The 15,486-nt window shown below is 42.7% G+C and carries 14 protein-coding genes; 6 read left to right on the top strand and 8 right to left on the bottom strand.

Annotated features, from left to right (window positions below; genetic code table 11):
• Positions 1 to 3 precede the first annotated feature (3 nt).
• The 8 genes from AC19MX_RS10705 to AC19MX_RS10740 all read right to left on the bottom strand — a co-directional run bounded on the left by AC19MX_RS10705 (position 4) and on the right by AC19MX_RS10740 (position 8,836).
• Positions 4 to 1,671 carry a flagellar assembly protein A gene (locus tag AC19MX_RS10705; RefSeq protein ID WP_432402903.1) on the bottom strand — a complete coding sequence of 556 codons (1,668 nt, stop codon included), beginning with the start codon at positions 1,669 to 1,671 and terminating at the stop codon, positions 4 to 6.
• A 145-nt stretch (positions 1,672 to 1,816) separates the two neighbouring features.
• Complete coding sequence (locus AC19MX_RS10710; protein ID WP_498297957.1) at positions 1,817 to 2,854, bottom strand: methyltransferase; 1,038 nt, start codon at positions 2,852 to 2,854, stop codon at positions 1,817 to 1,819.
• A gap of 72 nt (positions 2,855 to 2,926) precedes the next feature.
• Positions 2,927 to 4,207, bottom strand: a complete 1,281-nt coding sequence (locus AC19MX_RS10715) for an alkaline phosphatase (protein WP_432403039.1) — start codon at positions 4,205 to 4,207, stop codon at positions 2,927 to 2,929.
• Positions 4,208 to 4,313: 106 nt separating this feature from the next.
• Entirely contained in the window at positions 4,314 to 5,261 is a 948-nt protein-coding gene (gene gshB, locus AC19MX_RS10720) for a glutathione synthase (RefSeq protein WP_432402907.1), read from the bottom strand.
• A 42-nt stretch (positions 5,262 to 5,303) separates the two neighbouring features.
• On the bottom strand, positions 5,304 to 6,044 hold the full coding sequence (gene rsmE / locus AC19MX_RS10725) for a 16S rRNA (uracil(1498)-N(3))-methyltransferase (protein WP_498297959.1): 741 nt from the start codon (positions 6,042 to 6,044) through the stop codon (positions 5,304 to 5,306).
• Between the two features lie 50 nt (positions 6,045 to 6,094).
• Positions 6,095 to 6,793, bottom strand: a complete 699-nt coding sequence (locus tag AC19MX_RS10730) for an endonuclease (protein WP_498297961.1) — start codon at positions 6,791 to 6,793, stop codon at positions 6,095 to 6,097.
• 166 nt (positions 6,794 to 6,959) lie between these two features.
• The gene (locus AC19MX_RS10735) at positions 6,960 to 7,484 is read right to left on the bottom strand and encodes a SprT family zinc-dependent metalloprotease (protein ID WP_498298053.1); all 525 of its coding nucleotides are present in this window, start codon (positions 7,482 to 7,484) and stop codon (positions 6,960 to 6,962) included.
• A 167-nt stretch (positions 7,485 to 7,651) separates the two neighbouring features.
• Complete coding sequence (locus AC19MX_RS10740; protein WP_498297963.1) at positions 7,652 to 8,836, bottom strand: PA0049 C-terminal domain-containing protein; 1,185 nt, start codon at positions 8,834 to 8,836, stop codon at positions 7,652 to 7,654.
• Between the two features lie 525 nt (positions 8,837 to 9,361).
• Between AC19MX_RS10740 and AC19MX_RS10745 the strand changes: the two genes are divergently transcribed.
• The 6 genes from AC19MX_RS10745 (at position 9,362) to AC19MX_RS10770 (ending at position 15,454) form a co-directional block, all read left to right on the top strand.
• A complete protein-coding gene (locus AC19MX_RS10745) occupies positions 9,362 to 10,687 on the top strand; it encodes a sigma-54 dependent transcriptional regulator (RefSeq protein ID WP_498297965.1) in 1,326 nt (441 codons plus the stop codon).
• A gap of 221 nt (positions 10,688 to 10,908) precedes the next feature.
• Positions 10,909 to 11,526, top strand: a complete 618-nt coding sequence (locus AC19MX_RS10750) for a FapB/FapC family functional amyloid domain-containing protein (protein ID WP_498297967.1) — start codon at positions 10,909 to 10,911, stop codon at positions 11,524 to 11,526.
• Between the two features lie 25 nt (positions 11,527 to 11,551).
• Positions 11,552 to 12,622 (top strand): FapB/FapC family functional amyloid domain-containing protein, encoded by a 1,071-nt coding sequence (locus tag AC19MX_RS10755; RefSeq protein WP_498297969.1) that lies wholly within the window; start codon positions 11,552 to 11,554, stop codon positions 12,620 to 12,622.
• Positions 12,623 to 12,676: 54 nt separating this feature from the next.
• Complete coding sequence (locus AC19MX_RS10760) at positions 12,677 to 13,381, top strand: C39 family peptidase (protein WP_498297971.1); 705 nt, start codon at positions 12,677 to 12,679, stop codon at positions 13,379 to 13,381.
• 10 nt (positions 13,382 to 13,391) lie between these two features.
• Entirely contained in the window at positions 13,392 to 14,105 is a 714-nt protein-coding gene (locus AC19MX_RS10765) for a hypothetical protein (protein WP_498297973.1), read from the top strand.
• Between the two features lie 29 nt (positions 14,106 to 14,134).
• Entirely contained in the window at positions 14,135 to 15,454 is a 1,320-nt protein-coding gene (locus tag AC19MX_RS10770) for a transporter (RefSeq protein WP_498297975.1), read from the top strand.
• The last annotated feature ends 32 nt before the right edge of the window (positions 15,455 to 15,486 follow it).

Raw genomic sequence — 15,486 nt, forward strand, 5'->3', positions numbered from 1 at the left:
AGGTTAGCGGTTACTGTAATCGTAGGACACTTCTTGATTCACGTTTTTGACAATACATGGGCCATGCTCGCGTTGAGTGCGATTAAATGCATTACCGATGTGGATTTCGACGTTAGTAAAAATGTGCTTTTCAGCTTTGATAAAGTAATGATCAAAATAGCCCTCAACTTCGTTCTGATGTTGAGTGAACTCCACTTCTTCTTTAATTCGCTCAGCTGCCATCTGATTTTTTTGATCGAGCATCATTTTAACTTGTTCAATCATGCCAGCATCGCTTTGCCATTCAGTTTTAGGAGGCAATTTACGCAATCGAGCTTCGAGTTCTAATCCCGCGACTACCATGCCTTTAATGCTATCATCTAAATCTTTAAGTTGTTGTTTTAATTCACCTTGGTTCATAGCGCAATAGATTTCTGTTTTGGTGCCAGCCGTTGCGCCAAAAGCAATGGCTCTAATGCCTTTTGCTGCAGTTGCGATACCTCCAATGAGGTCACCTCGTCTTGACTGGGCATCGCTCACCGTAATGCTATCGCCAGAGGTAGTATTGCTATGAAGTAATTGTTTGGTAATTAAAATATTGCCTTGGGCTTCAAGTCGCGAGTATTGCACAAATTGAGCGCAAATTTGTCCGCTTGCTTTTATGCTAGTGCTGAGCTCTTGGTCTTTAATTAAACGACCTATGACACCTTTGCTGATAATCACATCGCCGTGAGCTTCAATACTGGCTGAATCAACAAACCCCATAACAGTCACATCGCCACTGGCTTTGACTTCCATGCCTTCATGTACATCGCCGGTAATGAGAATACTGCCTTTAAAATTGACGTGCCCATAGCGTACGTCTACATCTTTAATTTGCAGCATGTCGTCTACTTGCATGCCTTTGCGGTTTTCAACGGGTTGGCCTGACAAGGTTGCAATGAGCTTATTAGGATCTTTCGGGTGCAAGCTGGTGCCGGTACCAGGTTCCATGGGTTTATCTTTACCAGGAATTTGCTGCAGTATATCTCCGTGAACGTTAAAACCCGGCGTGCCAATTGTTGCAGGAACTTTTACCATTAACAGGTCATTGGGTTTCACGGTGATTAATGCACCTAAATTGCGCATATCGACTGAGCCGTCTTCACGCTCTTGTGGTTGCAACAAGCGCTCACGCGCTAACGCCACCTTTCTGGTGATAACCGCATTTTCACCATTTATGGCTGCTTTTCCACAAGCAATGACTCCTTCACAACTTTCGCCAGGAGGCAAAATCGATAAGCGCTGCATTAATGCCATGATTTTCGGCTTGCTTAAGCCCATTTTGATTTTTTGGCTTTTGAGCATATTGAGGATGTCTGGCAGGGTCATGTCTTTACCGCCCCATGCCGAGGTGATTTTCATGCTGGCATGCATTTTATCGTCACTAACGGTGATGTTGACGGACCCGTCTTTACGCTCGGCAATCGCAAAAAATAATTCATGATCACCCGGTTTTTGACCACATAACGCGTTGACTTCGGTTATGGCTTTAATAATTGCAGGTTCAATAGGAAACAACATGGCAAAGCTGGGCTGGGTGAGTAAAGTATGAATGTCTTCTGCCGACAACGGGCCATGAGTATTGGGAACTACGCGGAGTTCTGCTTTTGATTTATCTGCGCTTAGCGCTATGACTGAGGGCTCTAACATAACATCCTTTGTTTTGTTTTTATTTTTATTATGGTTTAAAACGAAGGCAATAGATTAACAGTGAAAATGACCTAAAAGTGTGCGCCATTTTGCCTTTGAATCAATTTAGCTGATATTGAAGTCCATTTCCAGCAGTAAACCTGCATTAACGCTGATGAAAATACAGTTTGTACTTATTATTTTCTGCTAATACATTCACACTGCCAAAATAGGTAGCGATAGTGTCTGAATATGGCAAGTGTCGATTAGCCACTATTTGCCAAACACCTTTAGGCGCTAAGCTGCTTGCGCTATGTTTAACAAATTGCGTGGCGATGTCAGTCGTGCTGGTTAACCCATCATGAAATGGTGGGTTAGAGATGATGCCATTAAACTGGCCATTGATTTGATTAAATCCATCAGACGGATACACATTCGCCTGCATATTGTTTGCCGCAAGAGTGAGCCGGCAAGACTCGAGTGCCATGGCATTGATATCAATACATTCAATGTTTAACAGTGGATTTACTTTGAGTAATGCCGCGCTTATCACCCCGGCACCACAGCCAAAGTCTAATACTCTACCTTGTAGAGCGTCGGGCAAATGCGACAGTAATAACTCGGTGCCTTGATCAAGTCGTTTTTCACTAAATACCCCCACAAGATTGCAAATTTGCAGTTGCCCTTGCGGCGTATCAAGGGCGTATTGGCTAACCCAATCAGTCATTGAGAGTGGCGGTGACATTTGGGTTAAATAACAGGTGTAGAGCAAGCAATGACGCGCATTATCTTGCTTTATTGGGGTGGAGAAGTATTCAGGGGTTAATTTAGCGATAGATTTAATTCCCCCTTTGTTTTCGCCCACAATCACCAATAAACCGTCTATGGCTAAGTGTTGAGCTGCGAGTTGCAACAAGTAACCCATTAATGGCTTGGCTTTAGGAAAATAGATAATAACGCTATCGTACTTTTCTGTTGTTAGGGCATCAGGGAGTTGATGGCCAAAATAACATTCTAGTGTACTGTTGGCGTAAGGTAACAGTGTTTGGTGGTGGTTAAAATCGAATGCTAATGCGGTGACATGGCTTGCAGACTCTAGGCATTGGCTCGCAAAAGTATCAGCTTCATAATTGAGTATTAATACTTTATGTTGCTGAAATAGTTCACTGTTGCGGATTAATGCTTGAGACGGATTTGTTAGCACTTGAATTACTCATGGTAAAGATTAAATGATTAACAGCCCTTTGCTTGTGTCGCAAAAGGCCGTTTCGAACGATTATGGTTTCGCTGCTGACTCGGGTAGCAAACTAAACACTTTATTGGCAATGTCGATATTGTCTTGGTGGCCACCAAAAAGTCTTGCGCCAGGGCCTGCCGAAAATACTTGTACGTCAACGGCGGTATGCCCGCCGCTTGTCCAGCCTGTGTTTGAACGCACATCGATTAACTTACGCAATGCAATTGTCAGAGGTTCGTTGCCTTGCATGCGTGCATTTTCTAGGGCGGTGTATTCAGTGTCCGAAGGTGTAAAACCAATCAAGGTGGCAATAACGGCTTGCCATTGTTCATCGGCGATAGCACGAGTCGCAATATCATCTGGGCTAGCTTGAACGTTATGCAGCACAGCTGGATTCCATTCGTATTTGTCATTTGCCCCGACAGATAGGCCACCGGTATTATGGTCGGCTGTAATAACCACTAGTGTGTCTTTATTTTCACGCACAAACTGCTCAACCACTTCGATTGCCGCGGCAAACTCGTCCATTTCACCCATTGCGGTTGCAATGTCGTTACTGTGGCCAGCCCAATCAATTAAGCTGCCTTCAACTAATAACACAAACCCTTGTTGGTTTTGTGATAACAAGTCGATGGCTTTTTGGGTCATTTTACTGAGTTTATGGCCCTGTTTGTCGTTAATCGCCCAAGGTAATTGCACATCTGCAAATAATCCTAACACTTTGGGTGATGTTACAGCGTCGAGTTGTGAAAACTCGTTCAGATGTTGGTAACCTTTGGCAGTGAATTGCGCTAATAATGAGGGTGGAAAATACTGTTGGCCACCGCCTAAAATCACGTCAGCGTCTGTGTCCAGGTAGGCTTGTGCTATGTCGATGTAGTTACTGCGACTTTCGTTATGAGCCAAAAATGCAGCCGGCGTTGCGTGGTTAACTTGTGAGGTCACCGCCACGCCAGTAGCTAAGCCAAGGGTTTTGGCTTTTTCCATTAACGTCGTAAGTGGACGTTTTTCAACATCGACGCTAATCGCCCCATTGTAGCTTTTAAAACCGGTTGCCAATGCAGTTGCCGAGGCAGCTGAGTCGGTAACGTAACCACTGACAGAGGCAGGGTAGGTGCTCGACATGCCCACGAGCAGGCGATCAAACACGGTCTGTTCGATCTCTTCTGTTTCTGGGTTATCGTTATAATAACGATAAGCTGTGGTGTAAGCAGGGCCCATACCATCACCAATCATGATGATGATGTTTTTAGGTCTAGAGGGTCCTGCTGTTGGTACGTTGCTATTTGCTGATCCCGAAACCGCCACAGGACTTATCATTTCATCGTTAGCCATTACGTTTGGCGCACAAAGGTAAGGTATTAACAATAAGCAGCTTATTGAGCGTTTACATGTCGCTAAAAAATCCATGATGAGTCCTAATGGGTTAAGAGTTAATACGCGCTTCAATGGCATCCATTAACATGCCAGTAATATCGACATCAAAGGCGGCTTCAATTTCTTTTATGCACGTTGGGCTGGTCACGTTAATTTCTGTGAGTTTGTCGCCAATGACGTCTAAACCAACAAAAATTAGGCCGCGTTTTTTCAGTTCAGGCCCAATTGCGCGGGCAATTTTCCAGTCGCTTTCAGATAACGGTTGTGCAACACCACTGCCACCAGCCGCTAAGTTACCACGGGTTTCGCCTTTCATCGGAATGCGGGCTAACGCGAATGGTACTGGCTCGCCGTCAACCACTAAAATGCGTTTGTCGCCTTGAGTGATTTCTGGAATAAAGGCTTGCGCCATGGCGTATTGCTGACCATAGCTGGTTAAGGTTTCAATAATAACCCCAACGTTAGGATCGTCTTTTTTCACGCGGAAAATAGACGTACCACCCATGCCGTCTAATGGCTTAAGGATAATGTCTTGCTTGAGCTGATGAAACGCACGGATACGTTTAGCATCGCGGGTAACGATGGTTTCTGGGGTGAATTCAGAAAACCATGCCGTGAACAGTTTTTCGTTTGCGTCGCGTAAACTTTGTGGCTTGTTAACGATTAATACGCCTTCTTCTTCTGCGCGCTCTAGCATATAAGTGGCGTAGATAAATTCGGTATCAAACGGTGGGTCTTTACGCATTAACACCACATCAAGGTCAGCGAGTGGTGTGTCTACCGCGTCACCTAATGTAAACCAGTCATTTGCATCTTGCTTAACCGATAATGGACGCATGTTTGCCATGGCTTTGCCATTGACCATCGCCAAATCGTGCATTTCCATATAAAACAATTGATAACCACGTGACTGTGCGGCTAACAACATCGCAAAACTTGAGTCTTTTTTGATGTTAATGTCGCTGATTGGGTCCATTACAATGCCGAGCTTAATCATGGATATTTCCTTACTATATGGGGAGATAATATCGACTGAGTACTAGCCAATATCGCCAAATTTAACTTGTAGTGCGGTAATTGCTGTTAGTGATGCCGTTTCGGTGCGAAGCACTCTCGGGCCAAGCAAAATATCAGTAAAATGATGAGTTTCTGTCATGGCGATTTCTTCATCTGACAACCCACCTTCAGGGCCAATTAACAGTCTAACTTTGTGATTATCAGCATTTAATTGCAAGCCATTTATACCGTGAGATGCTCTAGGATGTAAATTGAGTTTTACCGCACTGGTATGTTCTTCACACCATTGAGCTAATGTCATCGCCGGGCGCACAATAGGTACCACACTTCGGCCAGATTGTTCACAGGCACTGATGACAATTTTTTGCCACTGTTGCAGCTTTTTATCTAAACGTTCACCGTTGAGTTTGACCCCACAGCGATCTGAAAATAGAGGTGTAATCGTGGTCACGCCAAGCTCTACCGATTTTTGCACGGTAAATTCCATACGATCGCCGCGAGAAATCACTTGGCCTAAATGTAAATCAAGTGGCGACTCACTATTATTTGCCTCACAACTTAAGACCGTAACAGTAATCGATTTCTTACTGACATCAGTAATTTCAGCTAAATAGTCATTACCGTCGCCGTTAAATAAACTGATGTTATCACCATTTCCCATGCGTAATACACGACCAATATGAGCGACACCGTCATCATCTAATTGAACGGTTTGCCCTTGCTGTAGATTGTCTATGGACTGGTAAATGCGTGGAACTCTCATCAGTGGCGACCTTATATAATTAGTGACTCAAATAATAGCTGGGTATTCAATTAACGGATCAAGCCGTTATTTTGGCATTGTTTGAATACAAAATCATTATGATTACCTTGGCGAGCAGCGATTAAGCTATCACGTTGGCATTCTGTTGCCGAAACTGGCTGCATTTTGTCCCATGCGTTAAACAATTTTTTCTGACTGCTACTGATTTGCAAACCATAGGTTTGCTGCATGTAAAGATAAGTGCGTGCAATTGGGCCGCGTGCTCGTGCTGGTGGTTGTACTTTACGACCTTTAAAGTCGACAATCATGGCACATTGGCCATATTGATCCGGTTTTCCATTCCAATCACTGAAACGATAATTACTGCGGTCACCGTTTACTTCACCAATGGCTGGTACAAGGTTGTGTAAATCGGCTTCCATTTTTTTAAATTGTTCATTGTTTTTGCCGCAATTTTTACGACCACCATCTTGCCAGCATTGTAGCTGGTGGCCAAATTCCCATGCTGGGACCACATGTTCCCATTCAATTCGGTTTGCGCGGATGATTTGTTTGCGAACTTGATAGCCACAGCTAGGGTGATCGGCTTGCCAAAGCTTGCCACTAATGGCGATGTCGCAACCGCAATAAAAGGTACTGAGAGGCAGTTGTTGATAGATTTTTTTGGCAATTGTTTTAGCTTGTCTAAAGCTACTAGGATGTTCAGCGGCATTGACAGTTGTTGAAAAAATGCCGCATAAAAGCGACACCCCGAAAAACCAAGAGTGATAATAAGATAAGCGCAAAATAAACCCTAAAAAGTAAACTAAAAATACAATATTTGCGGAGTTAATCCGTCATTTTGCGCAGATGGTAAGGCATAGGCTGCCATGACGCAATTGATAATATTTTATGGGGTTATGACGCTAAGTTATGTCAGATAGGTTGAAGGGTTTGCTTGCAGCGACGACAGCGATACTGTGTTTGACCACGGACCACTCGATTATGGCGTCTTATAGATAATGTGGTGTTGCCACAACCACAAAAATAGTCAAACTGCTGCCCATTCACCGATTGGACATTCAATTGATGGGTGGTTTTTGGTGCCACGCTAAAGGTGGCCGTCATTATGCTTTGCCATTCTTTGCCATGGGGTTTTACTCGGCCAAAAAGTTGATAACACAATAAGTGGCTTATTTCGTGCGGCACGACTTCGCTTAAAAAAACCTGTGGATTTTCTGCCAATAACACTGGGTTAAAGCGTAATCGGTTTGTTTGTAAGTGGGCGGTACCCGCACTTTTTCCGCGTAAGGTAAATTGCACGATAGGGCGTGGAAATACTCGATTAAAGTGATGTTCAGCATGTTGATAATCGCTTTCAACCTTGGCTAATATTTGCAACTGTAACGCAGACTTAGCATGGCTAGCTGTTAAGTCTGCGTTGCGCTGATTTGAGGCCATATTGGCGCTCGCCGATGCGCTTGCTTTATCCAGAGTGGTTCGAGCTCGTAAAGCAAGATTAAATATATTTTTAAGCATGTTCTCATTTCTAAGCTTGAGCTGTTTTCGATTCCAGCTACCAAGCTGTCATTCATTAGCCATTAGCCATTAGCCATTAGCGGTTATTGTTATAAAGACGTTGCCGCTGCAGCGATCATTGCTTTGATTTGCTCAACAATGTCTGCTTCAACTTGAGCATCATAGCCCTTAACTCGTGGAGTATGAATGTGACCCACAGGTAAGTTCAAGTTAAATTGATCACGCAATAAAATACTGCGGTACGAGATTTCATTCGACAAATATCCACCGCCAGAACCTTCTACCGAAATTTCATTTTGTAATTCTGTTAATGACTTTGCTGAAAATTGACCTCGAGACATCGTTCTGATTTGGTGATTATCGTTTACTGACCAGCGGCCTTTAACTGCTTGCATGAGTTCAACCGGCAATGAAAATTGCACAAATTCTGGGCCATTTAATTTACCATCGTTTGAAGTGCCGCCATTAAAAAGTGGCGCTTTAGGGTTACGATGACTGGCGCCAGTTAACACGTTTAGATTATCGGGGGCATCAGCACTACGGTTACGCCCAGGAAAACGTTCAATGTCAAAATTGTCGCGGCCCATACTAATGGTAAATAACATATCTAAACTATTGTTACGGTAAAACGGGGTCAGTAATGACTCAATAATCCCGTTGTCAAAATCGCCGAATCTAACGGGGATCATCACTGTTTCTATTTGTGCCATTTTGCCATTAACGTTAAAACGATAACCGTCTAAGGCCAGTGCCGCTAATCCTGATGGATTACTTTGACCAATATTGCGGTCTAGAAAAAACGGATCGAACCCTGTAACCAAAATATTAATGTGAGTGTTAGGATCGAATTCTATATCACTAAATCCACGCGATGACTTTTCAACCGCGTTGACTAGTATTTCGCGCTGCCAATCAGCAATATTAAACCCAGCCCTATCTTGCTTAAGCGTGTTGCGCATACCTAAGCGGCTCCAGTATAAAGAGCGATCGTCATTATGGCCTGATTGCACGTCGCGCACAGCTTGCTGCCATAATCGATGGCCTTGTTGAGCGGCCATTTCTGTGACAGATAGCTCGTCGTTTGCTTGCTGTAATTTGACCTCAAGGGTCTCGTTAATGGCTTGGTAGCGGTTTACCACTTGCGGCAAAGTTTGACCGGCTTTTGATACCCGCATATCTTCAATGTTTTTTGGCAGTTGGCCAGCAATGGCGGTATGAGATAAAGTGAGAAATGCCACTGAACTTAACATGAGCAAAGCGTTGCGATTAATCATCACGGTTCCTTAAGGGCGAGCGTGCCCTTATTTGGGTTGTGTTTAACGATATAAAGTCAAAAACGAGGTCTAATTGACAGTTATAACACAGATATAATGTTGATTTAATAGTGCACAAGAGACAAACGCTGATTATATGAACCTTTTAAGTTGCTGACTTAAATTGCATAAGTTTTTTGGCCGTTAAATTTTACAAACACTTTATTCTTAAGGCTGATATTTACGACAAACATTGCGTAAGTGAACCATACTAAGGCAATAACAAGATATAGCTGAAATAAAGGCTTAGTCGTATATTCATTGTTTGGTCGCTCTGGGGAGAAAGCCAAGCTTAATGACAGAGTCGTAAATGTGTCATGATACTCAATTGAAAAGGTATTCTTTTGGGGGACGCTTTGCATAGATGTGTAGCGTCGCTTTTCTGCATATATGGACGTCACATAGTTGGTTATATCTATATATAAGATGCACAAACTAATCTCCGATTAGTTATTGGTGTGCTCACTGTTTCGAAAGGATATCAACATGGAACCATTACTATTGGCAGGATTTCAGTGTAATGAGCTAAATGACGTACTTTCTCGACTGCATTTTAAGCTTCACTACATTAATTCATACGACAAACAACAAATACCTACCGACTGTGCGCTTTGCTTAATCGATCTTCGTAAAGGCAGTATCATCAATGAAGTTAACTACTTGGTGAGGGAACTCGACCCGAGAGTTCACATCATTGTACTCATTGATAAACCTCAGCTTGATAACTCCGAAATCACTACGTTTATAGCCCAATTTGCATGGGACTTTTGTACCAGCCCTATTGATCCAGAAAGATTAGCAAAGTGTTTGGGGCACGGTATTGGGTTATCTAAATTAAAGCAGCAACACCAGTCAGCTGAGCCCGATCTTCCGTGTAACGATCCTGAGCAACCCGTTATTCAATCTGCTGTGATGCAGCAATTATTTAGGCAGGTCGAGCGTGTAGCGCCTACTGATATCCCGGTACTGATCCGGGGTGAGTCTGGCACCGGTAAAGAATTGGTCGCCACGACATTACATCAACAATCAACGAGAAAAGACGGGCCATTTATTACCGTAAATTGTGGCGCTATGGCTGCAGGCTTGGTTCAATCGGAATTATTTGGGCACGAGAAAGGCGCGTTTACAGGTGCAACGAGTAGCCGAAAAGGTAAAATTGCGCTTGCGGATGGTGGCACATTGTTTCTTGATGAGATTGGTGATTTACCTGCCGAGTTGCAAGTTAATTTACTGCGTTTTTTACAAGAAGGACTTTTCGACACGGTTGGCGGTGGTACTCCTCAGTCTAGCGATGTGCGTATTTTAGCGGCAACCCACGTCGATTTAGAAAATGCCATTGATCAAGGCCAATTTAGGTTAGATCTTTATTATCGTTTAAATGGGATTACTATCGAGACGCCAAGATTAAAAGATCGACGCGATGATATTATTGGACTTGCAAACCGTTTTGTCCGTGCTTATTCAAATGAATATGGCCTGGCAACAAAGCCATTATCGCAATCAGCTAGCCATGCGTTATTAAATTATCCATGGCCAGGGAATGTCCGCGAATTAATTAATCGTGTGCGCCGAGCGGTAGTATTGAGCGACACGCAGCAAATAAGCGCGCAAAACCTAGAATTAGCCAGTATGGATAAAAAACGGCATATTGCCTTGTCACTTAAAACCTTAAAAGACACTGCTGAAAAGCAAGCATTGCAGCAGGCAATCTTGATTGCTGATGGCCAAGTTGAGTTAGCTGCAAGCTATTTGGATATTTCTCGAGCTACTTTCTATCGATTAATGGATAAACACGGGTTACAACTTACTTAAGCCTATTTTGCTGCTTATTCCTTATTTTACTTTTTGAGTCTTATTGTTGAGAAATAGGCTTAAAATAAATTCTACAGTTAATTCAATCACCTAGATTTATATCATCTCATTGTTAAGACTTCCCTTTGAACGTTGAAAACCTATCAAATTGAAATATATGCCTTTTTTATATTGGCACAAGGGTTGCTATATCCTTGTATCAAGTATGGAAGGAACATCTTATGGATATCATTAGCAAAGTACATTGCAAGCATTTGCAACTGTCATTAAAGCGAGGAATGCAATTAAGCATGTTATTGCTGGCTGCACAATCTCAAGCTGATGATTCGAGTGTTATTGGTTCACATGTATTGCAAGGTGCAGGACGTGCGAGTATTAATCAGGCCGCAGGCGACTTTAATATTCAGTCTAATAGCCATGCAGTGGGATACAGCACTGCTATTAAAACGATTAATTATCATATATTGCCGCAATCAGAATCGGTATCTGATGTGAATAAACAATTTACAACGGTAATAGACAGCCAAGCCTTTGCGCTATTTCAGGGGTTAGCCAGTGTTAATCAAGTGAGTGGTGAGCTCAACATGCAAGCCAATATCGGCAGTGTTGCGATGGATTCAACACTCGAAACCATCATGGGCCAGGGATTAAGTGACTCAGCATTAACCCAGGTGTCGAGCCAATTTGCCCCTTCAACTTATCAATTATCACATTATCAAGCCGAAATTGCTCCAGACAGCTTTCTGGATGCCCAAGGTGTGATGCAAGTTAATCAGATTTCTGGCGATAAAAATATTGCCATTAACCAGTTCTCGTTGCAGTTACCAAGCGGGAATTAATTATCATCGATCGGAGGAAAGGAAGATGAAAAAACTAACTCTAGTGCTAAGTATTGCAGCAATAATGAGTGGTTCTGCATATGCAAATGGAATGACAGAGACAGACAGTAGTGTTGAATTAGATAAAAAAGTAAAAGTGACCAAAAACTTAAGCTACGAAGGTGCCGTGACCATAGAAGGAAACATTTTTGCCGACGGGCTTGGTATGGCAGTCGTTGAAAATGTTCAAGAGTCCAGTGCTAACATGGTTGTGAATTCCTACCATGATAATGAGGCTCAGATTACGGGTAACGCGTTTGAAAATTCAAGCGGTAATATTGGTGTTAACCAGGCTGCCGGTGAGTTTAATGCGCAATCAAATTCTGCCGCTCTCGCAGCAATTGATGCCGGTTTTGCATTTGGTTCTGGTGATGCTGAAATTTTCAGCACACAGGTGGGAGGGTTTAATACTGTATGGAATGACGCTTCAACCAATACATCGACCATCGACGGCGCTTCATTTATGAATGCGACAGGTAATATTGGCGTTAACGTGGCTGCGGGTAATAATAATCTACAAGCCAACAACATGGCTGCATCGACTTACAGTGGCGCATTAGGTGAAGCGAGTGTGTCGAATTTACAGCAAACCGGCCATAATTATTCAGATAATATCAGTGTGGTGCAAGACTCAATAGAATATGCCCAGGTCAACTTTGCTTTAAATGCTGAAGGTACATATGACGGTGCGTCATATCTGGCTGAAGCTTATTATCCCGAGGTTATCCTAGAGGGGGATGGCGAGCATAATAGTGGCGATGGTGTGGTTCGAGGTCATATCGATTTTGATACCCAGAATCCTTCTGGCGCTGAGGTCATGACCTTTAATGAAGAAGGTGATTTAAGTCTGAATGGTACTGTGAGTGGTGTATTACCATACTTTGTGCAAACCGTGACTCAAAAAACCAACAATTCCTCTATGTTAGCAGGCACTGCTTTCCAGGGGGCGTCGGGTAACATTGGTGTTAACTTGGCAAGTGGTACGGGTAATTTGCAGTCAAATAACCTTTCATTAGCGACCATGAATGCAACACCTGATCTTATTTCTGGTGAATAGCTTATTAATCAAACGTTATGAATAAGGCTGGGGGGCAACCCCCTGATTCATATTATGAGTAACACAACTTCAATAATGATTATCTTATCGGTCGTGGTCAATTTTATTATCCCTTCTAGCAGCTTTGCAGCCAATATTCCTCTTACAGGGGTTGTGCCTGGAATGGGAACCTATTCTAAACCGATACAAAGTATTCGAGAACGCAAGTTTGAGCATGTTATCGAGCAAAAAACTGACTTTTCTTGTGGTGCAGCGAGTTTAGCCAGCTTGTTAAAGTTTGCCTATGACCGCCATGAGATTAATGAGCAAAAAGTGCTTATTGGCATGTTAGAACACGCCGACTTAGGTTTGGTTAAAGAGCAGGGGTTTTCATTGCTAAATATGAAGCGTTACTTGAAATCTCAAGGGTTAAGAGGTCGAGGCTATAAAGTAGGTGAAGCGGAGATGTCGTTATTAAAAATTCCAGCTATCGTCCTGCTTAATGATGGTGGCTATAGTCACTTTGTGGTTTTTCGTCGTCATGACGAAGGTGAAGTGTATTTAGGCGATCCCGCGCTCGGTAATAGGATTATGAGCATGGATGAGTTTAATCAAAAATGGAATGGCGTAGTGTTTGTGGTGATAGGTCAAGATTATCAGCGCGATAACCCTTTATTACATCCAAGGGCTAAATTAACGCTTAACACACTTGATCCATTATCGCCGATGACAGATGCCGAATTGCTCGAATTTGGTTTTTCATATTCAGACATGCTTTAAGGAGGAAGGTATGAAATTAGGCATGATGCTTTTACTGGCTATTGCGACTCCCGTAATAGCGAGCCAACCTTCACTGTCAGTATTTACACACAGCCAAGTGTTAACAGACTTTGAACTAGACTCAATGAAGGGTAAGTACACCAATAATGGTCAAGATTATTACTTTGGCCTACAAATGCAAACTCAATTTATTCAAGATAATGGCGTTCAGCAACAAGTGGGAATGCAAATAGAACTCAGCCAAGTCGATAATCAACCTTCGATAAATATTACGATTAGTGACCCCAACGCCGTTGATAGTCAAAATGGATTCCAGTTAGATTCGTTAGGACAATCTGCTGGTTTACAGCAACGGATTCAAATAGCGGGAAGTGAAAACCTGGCTGTAAATGAGCTCGATATGGCTCAGGGGCGATTAGCGCCATTATTGCAAGGTATTAATATAGCTGTTGGTACGACCTTGGTCAGTCAAAGTGGTGACACTACTTTTTCGGCGAATGCTAATACTGTGGGTTACCAAATTGCACTGGGCACTAGCAATGTGAGTCAAGGGATTAACTATCAAGATGGCAATGGTCAATTAGTACAGAGTATTTTTATTGATGGACTCAATCAAGGAGTGATAAACCAGTCTACAATAAGATATGACGGTATGCCTGTTGGACCAATACAGTCAAATATACTTGGTAGGCAAATCAGTGATTTAACCTCATTAGGTTTTTAATTCATTCTGTACAAGCCAAGGATGTGTTTATGAATAAGAAATGGACCTCAGCAGCCGCAGTTATATTGCCAAGTTTGCTGGCAATGCCTGCGTATGCTGCAGACACTCATTCTCAACCCGCCTCTTTATCGACTTTATCTGAGCAAGATATTGCTGAACTTAAACAGAAGTTGATTCAATTAAACCAGCAAATTAAGTTACAGCAACAAACGATTAATCAGATGGCGCAGCAGGTACTCAAACAAGAGGCATTAATAAGGCAAACCACCACAACAGAGGTCGCATCTGCAACTCCGCAAACCACTCCGCCAGCGGAGTCGCAAGTAGCACAAAGACCACGAACAGAATCCTCTCAGCAAGCCGAAACTTCAAGTCATGTCTCTGATCGAAAAAAAGCACCTGATAGGGCAAGAAGTACAGATGACGTACTGCAAGAAGCGCATAACGTATTTACCCGTAAGTTTACTATTGAACCTTCATTTACCTACAGTTATTACAGCCGAAAAGATCTCATTCTTAGAGGTTTTTTAGCTCTTGACGCAATATTTTTGGGTAATTTAAATTTGGATCGTATTCGTACTAATACTACTCAATTTGATCTTACTACGCGTTATACGTTAAATGATGAATGGCAGTTCGAGATAGGGTTGCCGTACCTATATCGCTGGAGTCAATATGATTCAGTGGGTGAAGGGAATTCTAGTCAACGCTATGAAACTGCAAAAATTAGTGGTGGCCAAATTGGTGATGTTAGCGGTGCTGTTTATTATCGTCTTAATACAGAATCTTATGATTGGCCGGATTGGGTATGGAACTTTAGGGTACGCGCTCCGACAGGAAAAGATCCTTTTGGTATAGCGTTGGAAACCTCAGATTCTGGTAATTTAACTTATCCTACCGAAATGGCATCGGGCTCTGGTGTATGGAGCGTGTCGACAGGGTTTAGTCTAGCTAAAACCTTTGATCCAGCTATTGTATTTTTTAATTTAAATTATGGTGCCAGTTTCAAAGAGGAGTTTGATGATTTATCTGGTGCAGCAGGCAAAAGCCTTGGGGAAATTGATTTAGGCAATTACCTTGATTACAGCTTAGGGTTAGCATTTGCAGTATCTGAAAGAATGAGTTTAAGCATGAGCTTTAATCAACGTTTTTACAGTAAAACCAAGCAAAGACCTGAAGGTGGTGAATGGGAGAAAATACCGAGAACTGACACTAACACGGCCAGTTTAGGCATCGGAGCAACCTTAGCGTTATCGCCTAATTTGTCGATGGTGACATCTATCGGTGCAGGGCTAACGGAAGACTCACCCGATTATCAAATTAGTTTACGCTTTCCTTACCGTTTCTAGTTTATACCCTGATGCAGTTTGATATCGTTATG

Source organism: Shewanella sp. MF05956, from assembly GCF_059758055.1.